Annotated in this window: 23 protein-coding genes and 1 pseudogene; 8 read left to right on the top strand and 16 right to left on the bottom strand. The window is 63.1% G+C overall.

All coding sequences use genetic code 11. From position 1 onward, the window contains the following. Together ADK28_RS04270 and ADK28_RS04275 are read right to left on the bottom strand one after the other, a co-directional pair. Window positions 1-353 (bottom strand): annotated as a pseudogene (locus tag ADK28_RS04270) (glycerophosphodiester phosphodiesterase); the annotation flags it as partial. Window positions 354-428: 75 nt separating this feature from the next. Further along, complete coding sequence (locus ADK28_RS04275) at window positions 429-1,628, bottom strand: cyanate transporter (RefSeq protein ID WP_033639067.1); 1,200 nt, start codon at window positions 1,626-1,628, stop codon at window positions 429-431. 126 nt (window positions 1,629-1,754) lie between these two features. Between ADK28_RS04275 and ADK28_RS04280 the strand changes: the two genes are divergently transcribed. Continuing rightward, entirely contained in the window at window positions 1,755-2,609 is an 855-nt protein-coding gene (locus ADK28_RS04280) for a LysR family transcriptional regulator (RefSeq protein ID WP_033639068.1), read from the top strand. 6 nt (window positions 2,610-2,615) lie between these two features. Here ADK28_RS04280 and ADK28_RS04285 read toward each other — a convergent pair whose 3' ends face one another. Beyond that, window positions 2,616-3,056 carry a hypothetical protein gene (locus ADK28_RS04285; protein WP_033639069.1) on the bottom strand — a complete coding sequence of 147 codons (441 nt, stop codon included), beginning with the start codon at window positions 3,054-3,056 and terminating at the stop codon, window positions 2,616-2,618. Further along, complete coding sequence (locus ADK28_RS04290; RefSeq protein WP_016929554.1) at window positions 3,007-3,627, bottom strand: nucleotidyltransferase domain-containing protein; 621 nt, start codon at window positions 3,625-3,627, stop codon at window positions 3,007-3,009. Before ADK28_RS04290 ends, ADK28_RS04285 begins: the two co-directional genes overlap by 50 nt. Before the next feature lie 205 nt (window positions 3,628-3,832). Here ADK28_RS04290 and ADK28_RS04295 point away from each other — a divergent pair, with 205 nt between their 5' ends. From ADK28_RS04295 to ADK28_RS04305, 3 genes are all read left to right on the top strand, one after another. Next, window positions 3,833-5,221: an amidohydrolase family protein gene (locus ADK28_RS04295; protein ID WP_033639070.1), complete on the top strand. Its 1,389-nt coding sequence runs from the start codon at window positions 3,833-3,835 to the stop codon at window positions 5,219-5,221. A gap of 100 nt (window positions 5,222-5,321) precedes the next feature. Continuing rightward, a complete protein-coding gene (locus ADK28_RS04300) occupies window positions 5,322-5,873 on the top strand; it encodes an isochorismatase family protein (RefSeq protein ID WP_048794981.1) in 552 nt (183 codons plus the stop codon). 2 nt (window positions 5,874-5,875) lie between these two features. Further along, window positions 5,876-6,799: a GlxA family transcriptional regulator gene (locus tag ADK28_RS04305; protein ID WP_033639072.1), complete on the top strand. Its 924-nt coding sequence runs from the start codon at window positions 5,876-5,878 to the stop codon at window positions 6,797-6,799. Here ADK28_RS04305 and ADK28_RS04310 read toward each other — a convergent pair. Then, window positions 6,794-7,786 carry an acyltransferase gene (locus ADK28_RS04310; RefSeq protein WP_048794982.1) on the bottom strand — a complete coding sequence of 331 codons (993 nt, stop codon included), beginning with the start codon at window positions 7,784-7,786 and terminating at the stop codon, window positions 6,794-6,796. The genes ADK28_RS04305 and ADK28_RS04310 overlap by 6 nt on opposite strands. A 217-nt stretch (window positions 7,787-8,003) precedes the next feature. On the opposite strand from ADK28_RS04310, the gene ADK28_RS04315 reads away from it, so the two are divergent. Further along, window positions 8,004-9,251, top strand: a complete 1,248-nt coding sequence (locus ADK28_RS04315) for an MFS transporter (RefSeq protein ID WP_028127797.1) — start codon at window positions 8,004-8,006, stop codon at window positions 9,249-9,251. Window positions 9,252-9,304: 53 nt separating this feature from the next. On the opposite strand, the gene ADK28_RS04320 is transcribed toward ADK28_RS04315, so the two are convergent. Beyond that, complete coding sequence (locus ADK28_RS04320; RefSeq protein WP_048794983.1) at window positions 9,305-9,931, bottom strand: LysE family translocator; 627 nt, start codon at window positions 9,929-9,931, stop codon at window positions 9,305-9,307. 121 nt (window positions 9,932-10,052) lie between these two features. On the opposite strand from ADK28_RS04320, the gene ADK28_RS04325 reads away from it, so the two are divergent. Further along, the gene (locus ADK28_RS04325) at window positions 10,053-10,964 is read left to right on the top strand and encodes a LysR family transcriptional regulator (RefSeq protein WP_033639075.1); all 912 of its coding nucleotides are present in this window, start codon (window positions 10,053-10,055) and stop codon (window positions 10,962-10,964) included. Between the two features lie 11 nt (window positions 10,965-10,975). Here ADK28_RS04325 and ADK28_RS04330 read toward each other — a convergent pair whose 3' ends face one another. The 10 genes from ADK28_RS04330 to fdnG form a co-directional block, all read right to left on the bottom strand. Further along, the gene (locus ADK28_RS04330; RefSeq protein ID WP_033636570.1) at window positions 10,976-11,251 is read right to left on the bottom strand and encodes a type II toxin-antitoxin system RelE/ParE family toxin; all 276 of its coding nucleotides are present in this window, start codon (window positions 11,249-11,251) and stop codon (window positions 10,976-10,978) included. Further along, on the bottom strand, window positions 11,251-11,511 hold the full coding sequence (locus ADK28_RS04335) for a CopG family ribbon-helix-helix protein (protein WP_033639076.1): 261 nt from the start codon (window positions 11,509-11,511) through the stop codon (window positions 11,251-11,253). Before ADK28_RS04335 ends, ADK28_RS04330 begins: the two co-directional genes overlap by 1 nt. Window positions 11,512-11,593: 82 nt before the next feature. Next, the gene (gene selB / locus ADK28_RS04340) at window positions 11,594-13,435 is read right to left on the bottom strand and encodes a selenocysteine-specific translation elongation factor (RefSeq protein ID WP_048794984.1); all 1,842 of its coding nucleotides are present in this window, start codon (window positions 13,433-13,435) and stop codon (window positions 11,594-11,596) included. Then, window positions 13,432-14,826 carry an L-seryl-tRNA(Sec) selenium transferase gene (gene selA / locus ADK28_RS04345; RefSeq protein ID WP_048794985.1) on the bottom strand — a complete coding sequence of 465 codons (1,395 nt, stop codon included), beginning with the start codon at window positions 14,824-14,826 and terminating at the stop codon, window positions 13,432-13,434. The genes selB and selA overlap by 4 nt, the downstream gene beginning before the upstream one ends. Before the next feature lie 67 nt (window positions 14,827-14,893). Then, complete coding sequence (locus ADK28_RS04350; RefSeq protein ID WP_004934025.1) at window positions 14,894-15,499, bottom strand: glutathione S-transferase; 606 nt, start codon at window positions 15,497-15,499, stop codon at window positions 14,894-14,896. Between the two features lie 35 nt (window positions 15,500-15,534). Continuing rightward, complete coding sequence (locus ADK28_RS04355; RefSeq protein WP_033639079.1) at window positions 15,535-16,185, bottom strand: DcrB-related protein; 651 nt, start codon at window positions 16,183-16,185, stop codon at window positions 15,535-15,537. Window positions 16,186-16,299: 114 nt separating this feature from the next. Beyond that, window positions 16,300-17,229, bottom strand: a complete 930-nt coding sequence (gene fdhE, locus ADK28_RS04360) for a formate dehydrogenase accessory protein FdhE (RefSeq protein WP_033639080.1) — start codon at window positions 17,227-17,229, stop codon at window positions 16,300-16,302. Further along, a complete protein-coding gene (fdoI, locus tag ADK28_RS04365) occupies window positions 17,229-17,864 on the bottom strand; it encodes a formate dehydrogenase cytochrome b556 subunit (protein WP_004934017.1) in 636 nt (211 codons plus the stop codon). The genes fdhE and fdoI overlap by 1 nt, the downstream gene beginning before the upstream one ends. Beyond that, window positions 17,861-18,763, bottom strand: a complete 903-nt coding sequence (gene fdxH / locus ADK28_RS04370) for a formate dehydrogenase subunit beta (protein ID WP_004934014.1) — start codon at window positions 18,761-18,763, stop codon at window positions 17,861-17,863. The genes fdoI and fdxH overlap by 4 nt, the downstream gene beginning before the upstream one ends. 12 nt (window positions 18,764-18,775) lie before the next feature. Continuing rightward, the gene (fdnG, locus tag ADK28_RS04375; protein WP_086013585.1) at window positions 18,776-21,823 is read right to left on the bottom strand and encodes a formate dehydrogenase-N subunit alpha; all 3,048 of its coding nucleotides are present in this window, start codon (window positions 21,821-21,823) and stop codon (window positions 18,776-18,778) included. Between the two features lie 416 nt (window positions 21,824-22,239). On the opposite strand from fdnG, the gene sodA reads away from it, so the two are divergent. Both sodA and ADK28_RS04390 read left to right on the top strand, forming a co-directional pair. Next, window positions 22,240-22,860 (top strand): superoxide dismutase [Mn], encoded by a 621-nt coding sequence (sodA, locus tag ADK28_RS04385; RefSeq protein WP_004934003.1) that lies wholly within the window; start codon window positions 22,240-22,242, stop codon window positions 22,858-22,860. A gap of 125 nt (window positions 22,861-22,985) precedes the next feature. Then, the coding region (locus tag ADK28_RS04390; protein ID WP_048794986.1) for a methyl-accepting chemotaxis protein at window positions 22,986-24,435 on the top strand (1,450 nt) is incomplete at its 3' end.

Below are 24,435 nucleotides of genomic sequence, written 5' to 3' on the forward strand. Positions count from 1 at the left end.
GCCTTGCTGCCAAAGCCGTTGTCGGTCAGCACCCAGTAGGTGCCGTCGGGCATGTGTTTGATGCCGGAGTGGCCCTGCAGCGGTTGGCCGTTGATTGGCAGGCCGATGCCGGTCAGGCGATCGGCGGATTTGCCCGCCACGCTGCCCAGCTCGGTGACGCGTTTGCCGCTGGTGTATTTACCGCTCTGCTGCAAATCGCTCGGCGCATCCTTCGGTGTGGAAACGGCGGATTTCACCGGCAGCAGCGCATGCCCCGCCAGCGTCGCCTGCACCGGCTGCGCCTCAGCCCACAGGTTGGCGCTCAGCGCCATGCAGCCGACCAGCAGCGCCAGCCGGGTTTTGGTGTTGTGCATGTCATTGTCCCTTTTCGTTGTTATCGCCCAGAAGTAAAAGCAACGTCACTATAGGGAGCGGCAATGACAGAAATATTATTCGGCGAACGCCCGCCGATAGCTGTGCGGGTGGAAGCGCCAGGTGATGGCGATCAGCACCACCACCAGCAGCGCGTGGATCTGCCAGTCCAGCACGAAGCCGCCGCTGTAATCGCGCAGCAGGCCGGAAAGGTAAGGCGTGACGCCCGCCAGCAGGAAACCGACACCCTGCATGAAGGCCACCAGTCGCCCGGCCGCCGCCGGCTGGTGCAGGTGATCGAGCGCCAGCACCAGGCACAGCGGGAACGCGCCGCCCAGCCCCAGCCCGGAAAGCAACACCCACAGCCACGGCAACGTCTGCGGCAGATAAATCAGGCCGATAAAGCCGATCAGCTGCATCATCAGCGCCAGCAACAGCAGCGGCCGCCGGTCATGATTGCGCGCCAGCGCCGGCAGCAGCAACGCGCCCAATACCTGGCCGAAGGTCATCAGCGCCAGCAGCGAACCGCTGGCCTGCGGCTGCCAGCCAAGCTGCATGTAATACGGCGGCAGCCAAGCGATCAGGCTGGTATAGCCGCCGTTGATCAGGCCGAAATAGGCGCCGAGCAGCCAGGCGCGCCGGTTGCGCAGCAGGCTTGGGCCGCGGTGTTCTCCCGCCGCGCCCAGGCGAGACAGCCCCCGGCTGACCGGCCACCAGGCCACTAGCGCCACCAGGGCCGGCAACGCCCACCAGGCCAGCGCGCTGTGCCAGTCGTGCCCCGCGCTCATCAGCCACGGGGTGATCGCCGCCCCCAGCCCGCCGCCGCCCATCAGCGCCGCCGACCACAGCCCGGCCACCAGCGCCATGCTTTTAAGGAAGTGATGCTTGATGATGCCGGGCATCACTGCCTGGATCACCCCGATGCCGAGCCCGCCCAGCACCGCGCTCATCAGCAGTTGCACGCTGCCGGGGGCCAGTTCGCGCCAAAGCGCGCCCAGCCCGATCGCCAGCAGGCTCAACGCCACGGCGCTGCGTTCGCTGAACAGCCGGTTGATGGCGCCGCCCGCCAGCGCCATCAGCCCCATCATCAGCACCGGCAGCGTGGTCAGCAGCGCCGCGCCGCCAAAGCTCAGCCCGGTGGCCTGGCGCAGCGTCGGCAGCAACGGGCCGATCGAGGTCAACAGCGGCCGCATGTTCAGGCCGATCAACACCAGCGCCAGCAACAGAGGGTTGAGCCAGCGGCGCGGGGAAGGTGAATTAACAGAATGATTTAACACGGCATATTCCTGGTACTGCGAAATGAAGAGTGCGGCGTCACAGCGCGATCGCCGCAGCGTTGCGTTACTGTAGGCAACGCCGCTAGTATTGGGAAATTAAATAATAAAATAGCCAACAGTGGGAAAATGAATCGCTACCCGATGTTCAATCCGCAGCTGCTGCTCAGCTTCGTCGCCGTGTGCGACAGCAACAGCTTCACCCGCGCCGCAGAGCGGGTGTTTTTGTCGCAGTCCACCGTCAGCCAGCAGGTGCGCCGGCTGGAAGAGATGCTGGGCAAGCCGCTGTTTGAGCGTTCCTCACATCAGGTGCTGCTGACCGAAGAAGGCGTCAAGCTGTTGAGCTACGCGCGCCGCATTATCGCGCTGAATGAAGAAGCTCACGACGCGCTGACCGGCATCTGGCGCGACGGCGTGCTGCGGATCGGCATGCCGGAGGATTTCGCCGTGCCCACCACCGAACTGCTGGCCGACTTCAGCCGCGAGCACCCGCACCTGCGGCTGGACGTCGCCAGCGGCCTGAGCGCCGATCTGCACAGCGCCTACGCGCGTGAAGAGCTGGATCTGATCCTGGTGAAACAGCGCCGCCGGCAACCGCCGCGCGCCGCGCGGCCGGAACCGCTGCTGTGGCTGGACAGCCTGGCCTTCCCGGCCATCGAGCAATCGCCGGTGCCGCTGGCGGTATTTCCACTGAACGGCCTGTACCGCGACGAGCTGTGCCAGGCGCTCGACAACCTCGGCAAACGCTGGCGCATCGGCTACAGCAGCGCCAGCCTGGCGGCGCTGACCGCCGCTTCGGCCGCCGGGCTGGGCGTCACCCTGCTGCCGGCCGGCTGCCGTTTGCCGACGCACCGGGTGCTGGGCGGAGCCGAAGGATTGCCGCCGATAGACAGCTTCGAACTGGCGCTCTACTACCGCGACGGCGCCCCTGCCGCCACGCTGGCGCTGGCCCAGCGGCTAACGGTGTTTTGCGGGTTGAAGTGAGACCGCTTACGCCACTATCTGCGGATGTTCGTGCTGCAGCCAGTCGATAATCCGTACCCACAGCGCTTCTGTCTGCTCAAGGCAAGCCTGTACCGCCGCGTCCGTCACCAAGTCGCCGGAATAATCCGCCACGTTGCGCTGTTTTCGCAATGCATCCAGGCAGATCATTTCCTCTCGCGGCAGCCCTACGGTGAGCGGCAACGATTGGATCATGATCTGGTGATGGCCGGGTTTGCTGGTCAGCGTGCGGTATCCTTTGGCTTGCAAAGCGGCATTCGCCATTTGCATGACCGCTTTATATGCCGTGTCGAAACGGCTCTCATTGCTGAGCTGAGTGATACCCGCATCGCGTCGATTGCGAGCGGCGGCGGCCAGCAATTTTTTAATCGCCCCCGCGTCAGGCGTTATCACCTCCAGTCCCAGCCCGACCAGATTGTCCAGCGTCATCCTTGTCTCCCGCAATCCAAAGTTGGGGTTTCTGCATAATGTCCTGTATAAACGCGGAGTTCTCGGCCAAAGCCGCTCGCCACTCTTCTGGCGAGTACAGTTTGGGGTTAATTTCCCGACCCAGCGTTGCCTGCAGCGGGTAAACCGCCTGAATCACCTCCGCAAAAGACAGTTTGCCGACAATCAGAACATCGATATCACTGGCCGCCGTCGCTTTGCCACTGGCGACAGAACCAAAAATAAAAGCGCGTTCAATAGCTTCGCCAAACGCTGCCAATGTCTGCCTTAAGCACTCCGCCGGCCCGCAAACCTTGCGGAAAATCGCCGCCAGCTCAGGGAAAATCAGGCAATCGGCGTTGGCCTGATAGCAAATTTGGTTGCCCTGCCGCTGCCTGAGCAAGATGCCGCTCTCCGCCAACCTGCTCAACTCTTTATGTAAAGTGCCGGCCTGAGTTGCGGTGCGCCGCGCAATTTCTCGCACATGAAACGCACGCCCGGCTTCAATAAACAGCAGGCTTAGCACTTTTCTACGGTATTCGCTGAACAGCAACTCGAGCATCGGATCGTGCATAACGCTAACCTCATGTAGCTTTAATGGCTACAAATGTAGCCATTAAAGCTACGAAAGAGCAAGCCAGGAAAATCCTTACCCCGGCGCACGCCGGTCATTACCAAATCGAATAGTCACCAGTGGCAAATGTCGCTGCCAACCGGCCGGTTCCTCTCCTAAATTGGAGGATGTTTTCACCCCTCACCTCTGGATTAAGGAACCGAACGTGGAAAACCCTCAGCAACCGGGCCGCAGAGCCTTCCTCAGCCAAACCGGCAAACTCACCACCGCCTGCGCGGTGATCGGCCTGACAGGCGGCATGGCGCAGGCCGCTTCGCCTGGCGGCGAGCCGTGTGCGCCAACGCCGATGACCCTGACCGATCGCCACTACTGCCTGAGTGAGGTGCGGCTGGAAGACGGCTTTGAATACGACGGCGAAACGGTGATCGGCACCCGCACCGCGCTGTACACCCTGGAGATCAAAGACGGCAAGATCGCCGCCATTCATGCCGCCAACGCCGCGTTGCCCGCCGGCGTGCCTCGCTATCAGGCGCGGGGCCAGCTGCTGCTGCCGGCGTTCCGCGATATGCACATCCACCTGGACAAAACCTTCTACAGCGGCCCGTGGCAGGCGCCGCGCCCGCGCCAGGGCAAAACCATCATGGACATGATCGCGCTGGAGCAGACGCTGATCCCGAAACTGCTGCCCACCTCGCAGCAGCGAGCGGAAAACCTGATTGCCCTGCTGCAGTCCAAAGGCAGCACCGTGGCGCGCAGCCACTGCAATATCGATCCGGTCAGCGGCCTGAAAAGCCTGGAGCACCTGCAGCGCGCGCTGGAAAACCACCGGGCGGACTTCAGCTGTGAAATCGTCGCCTTCCCGCAGCACGGCCTGTTGCACTCCAAGGTCGACGCGCTGATGCGCGAAGCGATGCAGATGGGCGTGCAGTACGTCGGCGGGCTGGATCCGACCAACGTCGACGGCGCGATGGAGAAATCGCTCGACGCCATGTTCCAGATCGCCCTCGATACCGGCAAAGGCGTGGATATCCACCTGCATGAAACCAGCCCGGCCGGGGTCGCCGCCATCAACTACATGATCGCCACCGTGGAGAAAAACCCGGCGCTGCGCGGCAAGGTCACCATCAGCCACGCTTTCGCCCTGACCACGCTGACGCCGGGCGAACTGGCGGAAACCGCCACCCGGCTGGCGGCGCAGCAGATCACCATCGCCTCCACGGTGCCGATCGGCGGCCTGATGATGCCGCTGCCGCAGCTCAGCGAGAAAGGGGTGTTCGTGATGACCGGCACCGACAGCGTGATCGACCACTGGTCGCCGTTCGGCACCGGCGACATCCTGGAGAAGGCCAATCTGTACGCCCAGCTGTACCGCGGCTCCGACGAGTATCACCTGTCGCGCGCCATGGCCATCTCCACCGGCGGCGTGCTGCCGCTGGACGATAAGGGGCAGCGCGCCTGGCCGAAAGCCGGCGACGCCGCCGAGTTCGTGCTGGTCAACGCCAGCTGTTCCGCCGAGGCGGTCGCCCGTCTGCCGACGCGCAGCGCCACCTTCCATCGGGGGCGCCTGGTGGCCGGTCAGGTGAGCAAAGCCTAAGGTCGGTCCGCTGTTGTCATCATGATGGCCGTTTTTGGCCTTCTGTCCGAGTAAGGCGCGGCGCAAGATGGTCGCTACACACACTGGCGGAGGGCCGAAAATGTCACAGAGCGCGTTATTGATCATCGATGTCCAGCAATCATTCCAGCACCGTCCATTCTGGCAGGAGGACGATCTGCCGGCGTTTCAACAGGCTCTGACCCGCCTGATCGCGGGCTGCCGACAACACGGCGCGGCGCTGGTCGACGTGCTGCACGTCTCGCCGCAGGGGCCGTTCTCACTGGCTTCAGGCCACGTGCAGCGCCTGCCGTTCCTCACCCACCACGCGGATGTCACCGTGCATAAGCATGTGCACAATGCGCTGACCGAATCCGGCCTCGACGCCTGGCTGCGCGAGCGGGACATCACCCACCTGATCGTCTCCGGCATCCGCACCGAACAGTGCTGCGAAACCACCACCCGGGTGGCGTCCGATCTCGGTTATCGGGTGACTTTCGTCACCGAGGCGACGCTGACCTTCCCGATGCGCCATCCCGACGGCGAAGTCTTTACCCCCGCGCAGTTGAAGCGGCATACTGAAACCGTACTGGTCGATCGTTTCGCCCGCATCGCCAGCGTGGATGAGGCGCTGGCGCAACTCGCACAGGAGTAATCATGCCGCAGGCCGTCTATTTTCTGCTGTTGCCCAACGTGCTGTCGCTGGACGTCAGCGGCCCGGCGGAAACCCTGCGCCTCGCCGGGCAGTTCAGCCTGCGTTATCTCAGCCCGGCGCCGCAGATCGTCTGTTCCATCGGCATGACGCTGAGCGGCCTGCAGCCGTTGCCCGAACGCCTGGACGACGGCGCTATCCTGGTGCTGCCGGGGGTCGGCGATTCGCAGCGCTATTTCGCCGGGGAAGAGGCCGAGCAGGCGCGTCGCTGGCTGGCGACGCTGCGGCCCGATCTGCAGCGGCAGCGCATCACCCTGGTGTGCATCTGTTCCGGCGCGCTGCTGGCGGCGCAGGCCGGGTTGCTCGACGGCTATCAGTGCACCACCCACCACGACGTTATCGAGCGTATCCGCCGGCAGGCGCCGGCGGCGCAGGTGAAAGAGAACCGCATCTTCGTTGAAGACCGCGGCGTCTACACCAGCGCGGGCATCACCACCGGCATCGATTTGGCGCTGCACCTGGTCCACCGCCACTGCGGCTCCGACCGGGCGCGCGACGTCGCCCGCGACATGGTGGTCTATTTCCGCCGCGCCGGCGACGATCCGCAGCTGTCGCCCTGGCTGCGTTACCGCAACCACCTGCACCCGGCGGTGCACCGTGCGCAGGACGTGATGGCCGCCGAGCCGGAGGCCGACTGGTCGGTGCCGCAGATAGCGGAGAAGGCGCACGTCAGCAGCCGCCATCTGGCGCGGCTGTTTCGCAGCCACGTCGGCATCAGCGTACGGGAATATCATGAACAGCTGCGGTTGGCGGTGGCGCAACAGCGCCTGCAGCAAGGATATGGCTTGGAGAAGGCCGCGCTGGCGGCCGGTTTTTCCTCCGGGCGGCAGCTGCGCCGCGCCCAGCAGCGCCAGCGCTCGCCGCTATGACACCAGCCGGCGGGTATCCAGCCGCTGCAGGCCGACAGACAGCAGCAGGCTGAGCCCCAGCGCCACGCCGAACACCCAGAAGATATCCAGCAGCGGGTGGCCGGTGAAATCCAGGTGCCGATTGCGCATCACGTTGACGATCAGGGCGTGAAAACCGTAAATCGCCAGCGAATGGCGGGAAAACGCGCTCAGCCAGCCGATCGGCTGCGGCAGACAGTGTTTCACCCACACCAGCAGCGCCACCGCCGCCATAAACACCAGCGGGCCGCTGTAGATGTAGTAGGTATCGGCGAAGTTGCCGTTGATGAACAGCTGATGTTTGGTGCCGCGCGCGATCAGCGCCACGCACAGCGCAAATCCCAACGCCGCCAGCCAGCCCACGGCGCGCCCGCGCGCCTCCATCATGCCAATCGCCCGCCCGGCCAACGCATACAGTAGGTAGTAGAAGGTATCGCCGTAGATATACAGGTTAACCGGCAGCAGATGCGCGTTGCCGAAGGTCAGCTTGTCGGTATTCGGGTTGGCGATCGCCGCCAACACCACCAGCACGGCGGCCAGGTAGCGGCGCGACACCGGTTTGACGCTGATCAGCGGCGACAGCAGGTAAATCACTGCAATGGCGTAGAAAAACCACAGATGATAGAACACCGGCTTTTGCAAAATGCCGCGCAGCGACGGCCAGAAACCGATCTTGGTGAAAGCCGCGATGTAGATCAGCGCAATGGCGCTGTAGAACAGAATGCAGCAGACGATGCGGGTGAAATGCCGCCGGCCGGCGCTCTTTTCGCCGAAGAACAGGTAGCCGGAAATCATAAAGAACAGCGGCACCGACACGCGCGACAGCGAGTTCAGCACGTTGGCGATATCCCAGTTGTGCAGCCCTATCGCCGCGCCGTTGGTGACGTAATAGGTGGTGGCGTGGATCATCACCACCATCATGCACGCCATCGCCCGCAGGTTGTCTATCCAGCCGATTTTCTCGCTCAAACGCTCGCCCGATCTTGTGTCATATTGATATGTTAAGAAGAGGTTATCGGGCACGGCGTTCGGCGACAACCCAAAAGCGAAATATCAGAATGCACTTAAACAACACCTTATGATTGCGAAGGTGAACAATTGGCGGCAAAATAGCCGCCACAACTCGCTCAGTTTGCGCTTCCCGCCCTGGCAGTTCCTTTTTCTCTTTTACTATCAGTACAATAATATGAAAACGACATTACCACCTGCGGCACGTTTGGGCCGACAGGCGCTTTTATTCCCTCTTTGTCTGGTGCTGTTCGAGTTCGCCACCTATATCGGCAACGATATGATTCAGCCGGGCATGCTGGCCGTCGTGGCGGATTTCAACGCCGGCGAAGAGTGGGTGCCTACCTCGATGACCGCCTATCTGGCCGGCGGCATCTTCCTGCAGTGGCTGCTCGGGCCGCTGTCGGATCGCCGCGGCCGTCGTCCGGTGATGCTGGCCGGGGTGGCGTTCTTTATCGTCTCCTGCCTGGCGATCCTGCTGGTCACCACCATCGAGCAGTTTATCGCCATGCGTTTCCTGCAGGGCATCGGCCTGTGCTTTATCGGCGCGGTCGGCTACGCCACGATCCAGGAGTCGTTCGAGGAGGCGGTGTGCATCAAGATCACCGCCCTGATGGCCAACGTGGCGCTGATCGCCCCGCTGCTGGGGCCGCTGGCCGGCGCGGCGCTGATCCACGTCGCGCCGTGGCAAAGCATGTTCGTGCTGTTTGCGGCGCTGGCGGCCATCGCCTTCTACGGCCTGTGGAAAGCCATGCCGGAAACCGCCACGCTGCAGGGCGAGGCGTTTTCCGCCGCCAACCTGTGGCGCGACTACCGCCAGGTGCTGGGCAACCGCCGCTTCCTGTGCGGCGCGCTGGCGATCGGTTTCGCCAGCCTGCCGCTGCTGGCCTGGATCGCCCAGTCGCCGGTGATCCTGATCAGCGGTGAGTCGCTGTCGACGCTGGATTATGGCCTGCTGCAAATCCCGGTGTTCGGCGCGCTGATCCTCGGTAACCTGACGCTGGCGCGTCTGACCGGCAAAAACAGCGTGGAGCGCCTGATCAAGCTGGGCGCGGGCCCGATGCTGCTGGGGCTGCTGATCGCCGCGCTGGCGACCCAGTTCTCCAGCCACGCCTACCTGTGGATGACCGCCGGCCTGAGCCTGTACGCTTTCGGCATCGGCCTCGCCAACGCCGGGCTGTACCGCCTGACGCTGTTCTCCAGCAATGTCAGCAAAGGCACGGTGTCGGCCACTATGGGCATGCTGAGCATGATGGTGTTCACCGTCGGCATCGAGCTGGCCAAGGTCGCCTACGTCTGGGGCGGCAGCGGGCTGTTCAACCTGTTCAACCTTATCAGCGGCCTGTGCTGGCTGACGCTGGTGGCGCTGTTCCTCGGCAAACGCCGCAACGGCGACCCCACGCCGCAGCCGAACGGCGCGGTGTAAACGCGACGATAAAACGCCGGTCCGGTTTCCCGACCGGCGTGTTTTATGCGGCTTCAGCCGAGCAGCCCCCACAGTGCATACCCCGTTCCCACCATCGCCACCGCCAACAACAGCAACGCCGACAGAACGGAGATCGCCCGTCGCGCGCGCTGCAGCGCCGTTCCCGACAGCAGGGTGATATAGGCCAGCAAAATGGCGAAGTCCGCCAGCACCCACAGCGCGGTCAGCAGCGTCAGGCTGGCGCCGATCGAGGGGGTGACGGCGATGAACTGCGGGAAAAAGGCGACGAAGAAAATGATGTCTTTGGGGTTGGCGATCCCCACCAGAAAACCGTTCAGGATAGCCGAGCGTTTTTGCGGCGGCGTAACGGGCAGCGCATCGGGGGGACGCGCGGATAAATCCTCATACAGCGAGACGATCGCCATGCGGCCGATAAACAGGCAACCCAGCAGGCCTGTCCACTGCAGCAAGCGCATATCCACCGCGAACAGCCCGGTGACAACCAGCGCGGCGATGCCGATCAGCAACAAGGAGGCCCCGTTGCTGCCCAGCGCGGTCAACAGCGCGCGCCGGGCGCCAAAGCGCGCCGCGGTGTTGGCGACCATCACCACCACCGGCCCCGGCGTGGCGATCAGCAAGAAAATGGCGGCGCAATACGCCGCCAGCAACGACAGGTTCATCTTTATTTCACTCACATTCAGTCAGTTGGCGTCGCGCCATTATCATGCCGCCGCCCCCGCCTTGAAAAAGGAGTAATCCTGTCGTTTACTGTGAATCAGACTCATTATTAGAGACGCCGCGATGGCCAGTTCCCTTCCGCCGCTTTACGCCCTGCGCGCCTTCGAAAGCGCCGCCCGCACCGGCTCGTTCACGCTGGCCGCCGACGAGCTGCATCTCACCCCCAGCGCCGTCAGCAAGCACATCAAAACGCTGGAGCAGCACTTCGGCTGCCGGCTGTTCCAGCGCAACGGCCCGCGTATCGAGGTCACGCCGCAGGGGAAAATCTTCGCCGCCGAGCTGCAGCAAGGGTTTGGCCGCATCGAGCAAGCCTGCGAGCTGTTCAGAAGCCACCGCGATCTGCTGCGGCTGAAGGCGCCCTCCACCCTGACCCTGCGCTGGCTGCTGGACTGCCTGAGCCGGTTCCGGCAAACGGCGCAGGCGTTCGAGGTGCAGGCAGCCAGCGTCTGGATGGACATCGACAGCGTGGATTTTTTCAGCGAACCCTACGACTGCGCCATCCTGCTCGGCAACGGCCATTTTGGCGCCAACACCGCCGCCGCCAGGCTGTTCGACGAATGGCTGATCCCAATTTGCGCCCCCGCGCTGCTCGCCGACGGCCAGCGGGATCTCGCCGCCTGCCCGCTGATCCACCCGTCGCCCGATCGGCGCGACTGGCGGCGCTGGCTGCAAAAAAGCGGCATCGCGGCCCCGATCGATCTCACGCGCGGCCAGGTATTTGATTCGCTGGAACAGGGCAACGCGGCGGCCATCGCCGGGCACGGCGTCTCGATCGGCGATCTGGCGCTGAGCCTGCGGACGATTGAGGAGGGATTATTGGCGCTGCCTTGTGACGTCGCCGTGCGCACCGGCGACGGTTACTATCTGGTTTGGCCGGAAGAATCGGCAAAACGGCCGCTGATCGAACGTTTACAGGCGTTTCTCACCGCCCAGACGCCCGACGTCAGCCGGGCCGCCGTCAGATTTATCGGGTAGGGGAATTCGGCCTATCGCTCTTCGCGGGTATGCCAAATACGCAGAACATAAATCGTTGCCGGCTGCACCTGGTAACGTATCTCATAACGGCCGACCAGAATACGCCTCACTTCCTGCGGTAAAAACTCATCCAGTCTTTCACCCAGGCGAGGATTATCGAGCAACGCTTTAGGCGCGGCGACCAAGGCCTTCACCGAATTCGCTGCCGCAGTGCGGTTAGCCAAGGCAAGAAACTCAAACAAACGCGCCAAATCCGATAGCGCCTTACTCGTCCATTTTAATTCCATCAGCGCGGTACCGGCAGCGGCTCGTCACTGTCCAGGCTGGCAGCCCAGGCTTCTACCGACTCATGATCGATAACGTTTTGCTGTTCGACATCGGCCAGCGCCGCCAGCGTTAATCGACGGCGCTCTTCCTCTTGCTCAAGCCAGGCGGCGAGGGCTTGCTTCACTATCCATCCCCGTGAACGTTCAAGTTTGGCGGCCATTTCATCCACCTTTTCAGCCAAAGGCAGCGGCACATGAGCGGTGATGACTTTCGTATTCATCGTCTTGCTCCTCAGTACAATCAACATCAATCAAAGTGATTAAAGCTGATTATACCGCCATCAGAGAACAAAAAACACGCAATCAGTTGCCGAACAACCCGCCGTCGCGCAGCAGATGCTCGTTGCCCTTGCGACGGGTAAAGCCGCTGCGATCGAAGAACTCCAGCACCTGGATCGCCAGCTTGCGCCCGACGCCGAGCCGATCGCGGAAATCGGCGGCGTTGGCGCCGCCGCGCTCCGCATCCAGCTCGCGGATCAGCGCCGCGAACTGATCGATGCGTCGGCTGAGGTAGTAACGATCCACCACCACCGCCGTCACATGGCCCAACTGGGCCGCCTTGCGCAGCAGCGCGCGCACCCGGCTCTCTTCCTCTCCCAGTTCGCTCGCCAAATCGCGCACCCACCACGGCTCGTCGCCGAACAGCGGTTCGATGCGCGCCCACAGCGGCGCCTCTTCGGCGCTGAACGCCAGGCCGTGTTCCGGCAGGTGCAGCCAGCCGCGCGTATTGCGCAGCGCGCCGGCCTTCAGCAACCGATCGATCATCATAAACACCAACGCCTCCGGCTGCTGAGGCAGAGCCATGCGCCGCAGGCGGGCGCGCCCTAAGCCCAGCTGATCGGCGTGCTGTTGGTGATAGTCCGTCAGCACCTGCAGCAGGCGGCTTTCCGCCTGTTGCACCTGATCCTGCGCCAGCGCCCGGTCACCGACGATCAGCAGATCTCCGTTCGCCAACAGCTCGTTCAGGCCATCGTCCGTCAATTGTCGCGCCCAGGCGAACGTCGCCAGCGACAGCGCGCCGTGCGGCAACTCAAGCGCCAGCGCCTGCGCATCGTCTTGCGCCTGCGCCAAGGCCTGCAGCCATGCCAGATAGTCCGGCTGACGCTTGCCGCGCTTGGGCGCATTCAGTTTGAGCACCCGGGCCGCGCCCAGCGTTTGCCGCGCGCCGATATCGCGCAGCACCAGCCGATCGTTCTGTGCCAACCACAGCGGGCGATCGAGGATCAGTTCCGCCAGCCCGTCGTTCAGCAACGAAATGCGCCCGGTGATGTGGCTGGCGGCATGGTGCAGATGCAGCGGCTGCCAATGGCGGATCGGCCGATCCGTCTCCAGCGCCACCAGAATGCGTTCCGCCGCTTCGGGCGGGCGCTGCGCCAGCAGCCAATCGCCGCGCGCGATCCGCTCTTTATCGACATCGCCGCTGATGTTAAGCGCGATGCGCTGCCCGGCCTGCGCGTGTTCCACGGTCTGATTCTGGGCATGCAGGCCGCGCACCCGCACCGGTGCATCGGCGCCGGTCAGCCACAGCGTATCCCCCACCTTCACCCGGCCGCCGAGCGCGGTGCCGGTCACCACCAGCCCCGCCCCTTTGACGCTGAACGCGCGGTCTACCGCCAGGCGAAAACGGCGCGTCAGCGCATGCTCGCCGGGCGACAACGCCAGCAAATGCGCGCGCAGCGCCTCGATGCCCACTCCCGCCGCCGCTGCGGTCACGAACAGCGGCGCATCGGGCCAGCCCTGACGCGCCAGCTCATCGCGCACCTGGCGGCATACCTCATCGACACGCGCCGCCTCCACCCGGTCGGCCTTGGTCAGCGCCACCGTCAGCGCCGGGCGCCCGCTCAGACGCAGGATCGCCAGATGCTCGCGGGTCTGCGCCATCACGCCGTCGTCGCAGGCCACCACCAGCAGCGCATGGTCGATGCCGCCGACGCCCGCCAGCATATTGGCGAGGAATTTCTCGTGGCCGGGCACGTCGATAAAGCCCAGCACCCGGCCGTCCGGCTGCGGCCAGTAGGCGTAGCCCAGATCGATGGTCATGCCGCGGCGCTTTTCTTCCGGCAGGCGATCCGCGTTGATCCCGGAGATCGCCTGCAGCAGGGTGGTTTTGCCATGATCGACATGGCCGGCGGTGGCGATGATCATGATGCGTTCAGCGCGTCGATCAGCGCCCCTTCCTGTTCCAGACAGCGCAGATCCAGCCACAGCCGGCCGTCGCCGAGGCGGCCGATCACCGGCTGCGGCAGACGGCGCCAACGTTCAGCCAGCGCCTCCAGCGTGGCGCCGCGGCCGTCGCGCGGCGTGAAGGTCAGCGCAAAGCTGGACAGGCGATCCACCGGCAGCGAACCGCTGCCAATCTGCGACCAGCAAGGTTCGGCGCGCAGCTCGAAATCGGCGGTGAACCGCGGCGTCAGCGCCGCCAGCAGCCGCTCGGCCGCCTGTTGCATCTCCTGCTGCGGGCGGGTCAGCAACCGCAGCGTCGGCAGTTGCTCTGCCAGTTTTTCCGGCTGCAGATAGAGCCGCAGCGTGGCCTCCAGAGCCGCCAGCGTCAGCTTGCCGACGCGCAGCGCGCGTTTGAGCGGGTGCTGCTGCAAACGGGCGATCAGCGCCTTTTTGCCGACGATGATGCCGGCCTGCGGGCCGCCCAGCAGCTTATCGCCGGAGAATGTCACCAGATCGACGCCGGCGGCCAGCAGCCGCTGCGGCATCGGCTCGGCGGGCAGACCGTACTGCGCCATATCGATCAGCGAACCGCTGCCCAGATCGGTGGCGGTCGGCACGCCCTGTTCGGCCCCGAGCTGCGCCAGTTCGGCCTCGTCGACCGCCGCGGTAAAGCCCTGAATGCTGTAGTTGCTGGTGTGCACTTTCATTAACAGGCCAGTCTGCTCATTGATGGCCTGGCGGTAATCCTTCAGATGGGTGCGGTTGGTGGTGCCGACCTCCACCAATTGACAGCCGGCCTGGCGCATCACGTCGGGAATGCGGAACGCGCCGCCGATTTCCACCAGCTCGCCGCGCGACACCACCACCTCTTTGCCGGGGGCGATCGCCGCCAGCATCAGCAGCACCGCCGCCGCGTTGTTATTGACGATGCAGGCGTCCTCCGCGCCGGTCAGCCGGCACAGCAGATCCGCCACCGCCCGATCGCGATGGCCGCGCCCGGCGCCGTCCAGATCGTACTCCAGCGTCACCGCCTCCCCCATCACCGCGCTCACCGCATCCTTCACCGGCTGCGCCAGCAGGGCGCGCCCGAGATTGGTGTGCAGCACGGTGCCGCTAAGGTTGAACACCGGCAATAACGCCGGGCGTTGCTGCCGGGCCAGCTCGGCCCGCAGCGCCTGCGGCCAGTCGCCGCACCAGGCCGGCAAGCGTTGCTGTTGCTTGATCGCGTCGCGCGCCTGAGCCTGCAGCCGGCGCAACAGTTCACCGATCAGCGTCTGGCCATGCTGCGCCACCAGCGGTTCAATCGCGGGTTCACGCAGCAGACGGTCGATGGCGGGCAGTTGACTGTAAAGAAGGTGGGATTCAGTGCTCATGGTCGCTCGGTTTTCAATTTAGACGTATCGGCATAGCAAAACCCCGCCGCGGCGGGGAGAAAAAAACTCAAGGTGGCGCAGTGCGGGCGAAACTTTCGCGGGCGAACAGGCGTTCGGCCAGCTTGACCAGCGTCGGGCGCTCGACGCACCAGTTGGGCAGGATGCGGCGGAAATTGAGGTAGCCCAGCGCGCAGCCGGTGGCGATATCCGCCAGCGTCAGCCGCTCGGCATTGAGCCACGTTTTTTCCCGCGCCAGCGCCTCCAGTGCGTCCAGGCCCTGCGTCAGCTTGTCACGCTGGCGCAGCATCCAGTTTTCGTCCTGTTTTTCCGGCGCGCGCCGGCTTTCGCGAAACAGGGTCGCCGCCGCTTCGGTCACACCGTCCGCCAACGCCGCCACCTGCCGAACGCGCAACGCGGCGGCGCGTTCGGCCGGCAAAAACGCCGGCTCCACCGCCAGCAGCTCGAGGTATTCGGCCACCACCGGCGAGTCGTAAAACACCTCGCCGTCATCGGCGATCAGCACCGGCACCTTGGCGAGCGGGTTCAGCTCCTTCACCCGGCTGCCGGGCTCATACGGCGGATCGTTGACGAATTCGAACGCAATCCCCTTCTCCAGCAGCATCACGGAAATCTTGCGCACAAAGGGGCTGGTGTAACTGCCGATAAGCTTCATCCGGTCTCCTCCGCTTCGTCCTGGCCGCGGCGTCCTTACTTCACCGCCAGGGTATCGATAATCCGCTGCACCAGCGCCTGATGCACTTCCGGCGTTTTGGCCGGCGACAGCATTTGCAACGTTACCACCCGCTTGTTGAACACCGTCAACACCAGGGTGGAGACCACCTTTTGCCCGTTGACGGTCTGTTCGGTATCCACCCGGCGAAACTTCTGTTTGCCGACGCTGAAGTTCTCTTCTTTGGTGGTTTGGATATTCTGATAGCGCTCGGCCAGCACCGTGATGGCGCTCTGCGTCAGCTCTTTCAGCATTTTGTCGCTGGTATTGAGCTTCATGCCGTCCGGCGGGATCACTTCGGACGAAACCGCGCTCTGGCGCGACTTGCCGTCAAGAAAGCGCTGAATGGTGGAGGTGCTGTCGTTGATGATGCCGCTGTTCAGCGTTTGATCGCTAAAGCCCGGCGGCAGCTCGAAGGTGATCTTGCCCTTCTGCAGCGACACGTTCAGCCCCGGCGGCGCGGGCGGGGTTTCTACCGGCGCAGGCGGCGGCGGTGGCGCGGGCTGCGTCACAGTCGGTTTGGTGTCGGGTGGCGGCACCGCCGGTTTGGTGTCGTCCTTGTTGTCGCAGGCCGCCAGTCCGATCGCCAACACGGCGACCGCGGTCAGTTTTGCCAGGGTGTTTAACATCGTGGTTCCTTTCGCTTGGCGCGTTATGGCCTAAACGTAGCAACTCGCCCGGGCGATTGCCAGAAGCCCGTGCTGAAATTGCAGGTCCGGCCCCGCGCGAACGGGGCCGGGCGGTTATTCCGCCGGGAACAGGAACGGATTGATGCTGCTGCGGCCGAAGCCTTCTTCTTCCATGCGGGCGTCCAGCACCAGCGAAGCCAGATCGTCGGCCACCGCTTCGACCTGCGGGTCTTTTTCCTGATAGAGGATCTTCAGGTAAGTGCCGCAGTCGCCGCAGCTTTCCGCCTTCACCGCCGCCTGCTCGCTGTCCAGCGACCAGTAGTTGAGATCGCGGGTCTGCTCGCAGTTGCTGCACTTCACCCGCACCACGTGCCATTCGCTTTCGCACAGGTTGCAGTGCAGGTAGCGCAGGCCGTTGACGGTGCCGATATGCACCATGCTGGAAACCGGGATGCTGCCGCACACCGGGCAGAACTGGCGCTGCTCGCCGTATTCGGCGCGCGCCTTGCCGGGGATCAGGCTGGCCATCTGCGCCCAATAGAGCGACAGCGCGGCCCAGAGGAACGGCGCCTTTTCGCTGCCCACCTTGCCGAACTCGCGGTTGAGCAAGGCGTCGGCCATCAGCTCCAGCTCGTGCGCCGAGGCCTTCTCCAGGTTGTCCAGCACCGCCAGGATATGCTCCGGCGCCTGCGGGCGCAGCTCGGCGATCAGCGACGTCAGCAGCTTGCGCCAGTGCTCGCTGCGCGGGAACACGCTCAGATCGAGCGGCGGTTTGCCGCTGGCGGCGCCCTGCGCCAGCGCTTCGCTCAGATCGAGCTGCAGCGGGTTATCGTGCAGCGCATGCTGCTGCGCCTGCGCCAGCTCGGCGGCGAAGTTCAGGTAGTCGCCCAGCGGATTGTCGACCGCCAGCTGACGCAGACGATCGGCGCGGCGGCTGTACAGGCTTTTCAGGTTGGCGAAAAGTAACGGCGGGATGTTCTCCGCCGTTGTGGACTTCTCACGCTGTGCCCCTAACTGCTCTTTAGGAACGATGCGGATACTCATCAGGGTTTATCTTCCTGTCGTTTCTCGCGGACCTCACGGTACCAGCGCGGATGATGTTTCTTGGCCCAGGCCGCCGGCACCCAGCCTTCCACCATCGCGGTAATGGTGCCTTTTACCCACAATGCGGCGTAAATGTGCACCATAATCACGATGATAAGGCCGACCGCGGCCAGCGAATGCACCAGCAGCGCGATGCGGATCAGCGGGATGGAGAACGACGGCGCAAAATACGGCCGCCAGATCACCACGCCGCTGGCCAGCAGCAGCACCAGGCTGATAATCGCCGCCCAGAACACGCACTTCTGGCCGAAATTATAGCGCCCGGTATCACCCACTTCCTCGTTCATGGCGATTTTGTGGATGTTCTTGGCCCAGACGATATCTTCCCGGTTGATCAGGTTATGCTTCCAGTAGCGCAGGAACATCAGCAGGAACGCGGCGAACATGATCACCCCGACAAACGGGTGCAGGATGCGCGCCAGCTGCGGCGTCCCGAAGATGTTCATCAGCCAGTTGAAGGAGGGGAAGAAGAACCCCAGCCCGCTGATGGCGGCGAACACGAAACAGAACGCCACGATCCAGTGGTTGATGCGCTCCGGCGCGCTGTAACGCTGAATGGGCTTTTCCTTTCTCATTTGCGCGTCTCCTCGTCGTGCGACTCGTCGTGCTCGTCCTCATCCTCGACGCGGTTAGGCCCGACGCCGACATAGTGGAACACGCTGGCCGCGAAGGTGGCGGCAAAACCGATGGCCGCCAGGGGTTTCCACACGCCCTTCCAGAAGGTCACCGCCGGGCTGATGCTCGGGTTGTCCGGCAAACCGTGGTACAGCTGCGGTTTGTCGGCGTGGTGCAACACGTACATCACGTGCGTGCCGCCCACCCCCGCCGGATCGTACAGACCGGCGTTCTGGTAGCCGCGGGTATTCAGCTCGCTGACGCGATCCGCCGCCACCTGCTTCATCGCTTCCTTGGTGCCGAAGTGAATGGCGCCGGTCGGGCAGGTTTTCACGCAGGCCGGTTCCTGGCCGACGTCCACGCGGTCGACGCACAGGGTGCACTTGTACACCCGGTTGTCGTCCTTGTTCATGCGCGGCACGTCGAACGGGCAGCCGGCGATGCAGTAGCCGCAGCCGATGCAGTGCTCGGACTGGAAGTCGACGATGCCGTTGGCGTACTGAATGATCGCGCCTTCCGACGGGCAGGCCTTCAGGCAGCCCGGATCGGCGCAGTGCATGCAGCCGTCCTTGCGGATCAGCCATTCCAGCTTGCCGTTTTCCTCCACCTCGGAGAAGCGCATCACCGTCCACGACTTGGCGGTCAGATCGGCGGGGTTATCGTACACCCCAACGTTGTGCCCCACTTCGTCGCGGATGTCGTTCCATTCGGAACAGGCCACCTGACAGGCCTTGCAGCCGATACAGGTGGTGACATCGATCAGTTTGGCCACTTCTTCCTGGTGGTCACGGGCGCGCGGCGCCGGCGTGAAACCATTGGTGGCGGATTTACGAATGATGTCTTGAGATTGCATGGCCATAATTCGTCTCCGTTACACCTTTTCCACGTTGACCAGGAACGCCTTGAACTCCGGCGTTTGCGTATTGGCGTCGCCGACGAACGGCGTCAGCGTGTTGGCGATAAAGCCTTTCTTCGCCACCCCTTCGTAACCCCAGTGGATCGGGATGCCGATGGTGTCGACTTCCTGGCCGTGCACCTGCAGCGTGCGAATACGCTTGGTCACCACCGCCTTGGCCTTGATGTAGCCGCGGTTGGAGCTGACTTTCACGGTGTCGCCCTGCTTGATGCCCTTCTTCTCCGCCAGCTTTTCGCCGATCTCCACGAACTGCTCCGGCTGCGCGATGGCGTTCAGCCGCGCGTGCTTGGTCCAGTAGTGGAAGTGCTCGGTCAGACGATAGGTGGTGCCGACGTAAGGGAACTTGTCGGATTTGCCCATCGCCGCCAGATCGTCCTTGAACACGCGCGCCGCCGGGTTGGACACCACGTTCGGGTGCAGCGGGTTGGTGCCGAGCGGCGTTTCGAACGGCTCGTAGTGTTCAGGGAACGGCCCTTCCGCCATCTTGTCGGTGGCGAACAGGCGGCCCATGCCTTCCGGCTGCATGATGAACGGCCCGACGTCGCTGCCCGGCGCAGCGGTGCTGTAGTCCGGGATATCGGCCCCGACCCACTTGGCGCCGTCCCACTCCAGCAGTTGGCGTTTCGGATCCCACGGTTTGCCCTGCGGATCCGCCGAGGCGCGGTTGTACAGAATGCGGCGGTTGAGCGGCCATGCCCAGGCCCAGCCCAGCGTATTGCCGAGGCCGGACGGATCGGCGTTGTCGCGCCGCGCCATCTGGTTGCCGGCCGGCGTCCAGCTGCCGGCGAAGATCCAGCAACCGCTGGCGGTGGTGCCGTCGTCGCGCAACTGCGCGAACGAGCTGAGCAGCTCGCCTTTTTTCACCAGCACTTTGCCATCGGCATCCAGCAGATCCGCCAGCGCCTTGCCGTTGTTCTCCTGCGCCACCTCTTCCGGCGCCGGGTTGTCCGGCGTCAGGTAGTCCCAGGTCATGTTCAGCACCTGCTCAGGCACCGCGCCGCCGTCGCGCGCATACATCTCGCGCAGGCGGCTGAAGATGCCCGCCAGGATCTCGCCGTCGTTCAGCGCTTCGCCCGGGGCGTCCGCGCCTTTCCAGTGCCACTGCAGCCAGCGGCCGGAGTTGACGATCGAGCCGTTCTCTTCGGCGAAGCAGGTGGACGGCAGGCGGAACACTTCGGTCTGGATCTGCGAAGGATCCACCTCGTTGAACTCGCCGTGGTTCTGCCAGAAGTTGGAAGTCTCGGTGTTCAACGGATCGATGGTCACCAGGAACTTCAGCTTGGACAGCGAAGCCACCACCTTGTTTTTGTTCGGGAACGACGCCACCGGGTTAAAGCCCTGGCAGAAGTAGCCGTTGACCTTGCCCTGCGCCATCATCTCGAAGTACTGCAGCACGTCGTAGCCTTTGTCCCACTTCGGCAACCAGTCAAAGCCCCAGCTGTTGTCCTTCTGCGCCTTGTCGCCGTAGAAGGTCTTCATCATGCTGACGAAGAATTTCGGGTAGTTGCCCCAGTAGTTCACCTGGCCCGGCAGCAACGCCTTCGGCGTGTTGGCCTTCAGGTAGGTGTCGAGATCGGTCTGTTTCTCCGACGGCAGCGTCAAGTAGCCCGGCAGGCTCTGCGACAGCAGGCCGAGATCGGTCAGCCCCTGGATGTTGGAGTGGCCGCGCAGCGCGTTGACGCCGCCGCCCGCCATGCCCATGTTGCCGAGCAGCAGCTGGATCATCGCCATGGTGCGAATGTTCTGCGCGCCGACCGAGTGCTGAGTCCAGCCCAGGGCGTACAGGAACGAAGCGGTTTTATCCGCGACGCAGGTTTCGGCGATGTATTCGCACACCTTGAGGAAATCGTCCTTCGGCGTGCCGCAGATGTTGGTCACCACGTCAGGCGTGTAGCGGCTCACGTGCTGTTTCAGCAGGTTCCACACGCAGCGTGGATCCTGCAGCGTGACGTCGCGCTTGGCGAAGCCGTTCTCGTCGAACTGGTAGTTCCAGGTGGTTTTGTCGTACTTGCGGTTTTCCGCGTCGTAGCCGCTGAACAACCCGTCTTCGAAGGCAAAGTCTTCCCGCACCAGCAGGCTGGCGTTGGTGTAGGCCTCGACGTATTCGCGGTTGAACTTGTTGTTGGTCATCAGATACAGCAACACGCCCGACAGGAAAGCGATGTCGGTCCCGGAGCGGATCGGCGTGTAGAAGTCCGCCACCGACGCGGTTCGGGTAAAGCGCGGATCGATCACGATCAGCTTGGCATTGTTGTGTATTTTGGCTTCCATCGCCCAGCGGAACCCCACCGGATGCGCTTCCGCCGCATTACCGCCCATGACGATAATCAAATTCGCGTTCTTGATATCAACCCAGTGGTTGGTCATCGCACCGCGACCAAATGTTGGAGCAAGACTTGCTACCGTTGGTCCGTGTCAGACACGCGCCTGGTTGTCTACGGCAAGCATGCCGAGAGCGCGACTAAATTTTTGCGACAGAAAACCGGTTTCGTTGCTGGCGGCCGAAGCGCACAGCATGCCGGTGGTCAGCCAACGGTTGACGGTAACGCCCTGATCGTTGGTTTTGATGAAGTTGGCGTCACGGTCTTCTTTCACCAGCTTGGCGATGCGGGTAAAGGCGTCGTCCCAGCTGATGCGCTGCCATTTGTCCGACCCCGGCGCCCGGTATTCCGGGTACTTGAGGCGGCTTTCGCTGTGGATGAAGTCAACCAGGCCGGCGCCTTTCGGGCAAAGCGCGCCGCGGTTTACCGGGTGATCCGGATCCCCTTCGATATGGAAAATGCTTTCTTTGGCGTTTTTGGCGCCATCACCAAGGCTGTACATCAACAGCCCACAGCCGACGGAACAATACGTACAGGTATTACGGGTCTCGCGGGCGCGCAGCAGTTTGTACTGCCGGGTTTCCGCCAACGCCACTTCGGGGGCAAAGCCCAGCGCGGCCACCGTCGTTCCTGCCATACCGCCAGCGCAGATCTTAAAGAACTGCCTTCTGCTGACCTGCATGGGGGTCTCCTTTACTCTCGATTGTCACATTGTTCAAATGCGCCTGCCCGCTAGCGCGGCAAACGCGAATGTCACTGTTGTTATGCTTGCTACGAACGCCGGCCATATTACCACAGCGTGCTTGTGGTTGTTACACACTCGTGCTCATTCAGTGAACGCATTGGCACATTTCGATACATTTCGACGTTGGCGCTCCCTACAGTATAGAGAGTAACCAACGCGCCGGGGCGACGGTTTGAACCGGCCACCCTGCGCCCTCTTCTATCAACATGTTAACGCAACGATTTGTTCATTAACCACACAATCCACAGGGCATTGATAATCATTTTCAATATCATTTAATTAACTATAATGATCCGACTGCTTACGCGGTGCTCGCCCTTTGCGCCGCCCATACACCACTGGAGATGATGATTATGAGTTATTCACTGCCATCCCTGCCGTACGCTTACGACGCACTGGAACCGCATTTTGACAAGCAGACGATGGAAATCCATCACACCAAACACCACCAGACCTACGTCAACAACGCCAACACCGTGCTGGAAGCCTACCCTGAGCTGGCCAAATACAGCGTTGAAGAGCTGATCCAGGATCTGGACAAAGTGCCTGCCGACAAACGCACCTTCATGCGCAACAACGCCGGCGGTCACGCCAACCACAGCTTCTTCTGGAAAAACCTGAAAACCGGCACCACGCTGGGCGGCGATCTGAAAGCGGCCATCGAGCGCGATTTCGGCAGCGTTGAGAAATTCCAGGAAGAGTTCGAGAAAGCCGCAGCCACCCGCTTCGGTTCCGGTTGGGCCTGGCTGGTGCTGAAAGACGGCAAGCTGGCCGTAGTGTCTACCGCCAACCAAGACAGCCCGCTGATGGGCGAAGCCGTCGCCGGCGCTTCCGGTTTCCCAATCATCGGCCTGGACGTGTGGGAACACGCTTACTACCTGAAATATCAGAACAAACGCCCTGACTACATCAAGGCGTTCTGGAACGTGGTCAACTGGGATGAAGCCGCCGCACGCTTCGCCGCGAAGAAGTAACTCGCCCCCGTTGATAAAGATGCCCGCCACCGGCGGGTATTTTTTTGCCTGAAATCCGCTAAAGTTTGACCACTTCTTGCCGATGGTTTGTTCAATTGACGTTCGCCCGGAGAAGGAAAAACGCTATGGCGGCATTGCAAGCATTGGCAGGAAAGTTCACTCATCTCACCGTAGGTAAAAAGCTTGGTCTCGGCTTCGCGCTGTTGTTGCTGTTGGCGGTCGTCATCGCCGGCACCGGGGCGCAATATCTGCATATCATCGAATCCCGCGCCGATCGCATCGACTTCAGCAACCGGCTGAACGAGGAGATCAACCAGGCCAAATACAACCGCGCCATGTACGGCCAGACCTACCAGCCGGAGTATCTGCAGAACAACCGCGCCAATATTGAAAACGCCGTCAAGCTGATAGACCAGGGGCAGGCGCTGGACTGGGACGCCCAAAGCCGCAAGGATCTGCAGCGTCTGGTGACGCTGATCGGGGAATATCAACAGCAGCAAAAAGTCTTTGAGCAGGCGGTCACGGCAAAAGACGCGGTGCGCCAGAGCTGGAACATGTCGGAAGTGCAGGCCAGCCTGAGCCAGGTGGAGCGCCAGCTCACCAACGGCGATCTGCAGCTGGCCTTCATCCAGCTTAACCAGAAGCTGACCCAGGTGCGCTACGGCGCGCGCGGTCTGCTGCTGAGCCTGAACAAGGAAACCGAAGCGCCGCTGATGGCGGCCATCGACGACGCGCGCGACGCGGCCAACGCCCTGAGCCGCCGGGTCAGCGACGCGCAGCGCCCGCAGCTGCAACCGCTGCTGGCCGCGCTGGACGATTACAAAAACCGCATCGCGGCCTACCTGCCGGCCTATGAGCACGAACAGCAAATCAGCCGGCAGCTCGGCGAACGCGCGCAAGCGATCGGCACGCTGGTGAACGCCTTTATGCAGGACGAACTGGTGCAGACGCGCAACAACATCAATCTGGCACAGCTGCAGATGGGCGTCACCACCCTGATCGCCATCATCGCCGGGGTGCTTATCGCCTGGCGCATCACCCTGCAGATCACCCGTCCGCTGCACAGCACGCTGGCCATGGCGGAACGCATCGCCGGCGGCGACCTGCGCCAGGCGCAGACCAGCACCCGCCGCGACGAGCTGGGGCAACTGCTGAACGCAGTGGCGGCGATGAGCCAAAACCTGCGCACCATGATTGAGAAGATCCAGATGGGGGTCAGCCAGGTCTCCACCGCCTCGGCGGAAATCGCCGCCGGCAACACCGATCTCTCCTCCCGCACCGAACAGCAGGCGGCGGCGGTCGAGGAAACCGCGGCCAGCATGGAACAGCTGACCGCCACGGTGAAACAAAACGCCGACAATGCTCATCACGCCAACCAGCTGGCCACCGACGCCTCGCAGACCGCACAACAGGGCGGTAAGCTGGTGGAAAACGTGGTCAGCACCATGCGCGATATCTCCAGCAGTTCGCAGCGTATCGCCGAAATTACTACCCTGATTAACGGCATTGCCTTCCAGACCAACATCCTGGCGCTCAACGCCGCGGTGGAAGCGGCGCGCGCCGGCGAACAGGGCC

Source organism: Serratia sp. 506_PEND, from assembly GCF_001076875.1.
Taxonomy (GTDB): domain Bacteria; phylum Pseudomonadota; class Gammaproteobacteria; order Enterobacterales; family Enterobacteriaceae; genus Serratia; species Serratia marcescens.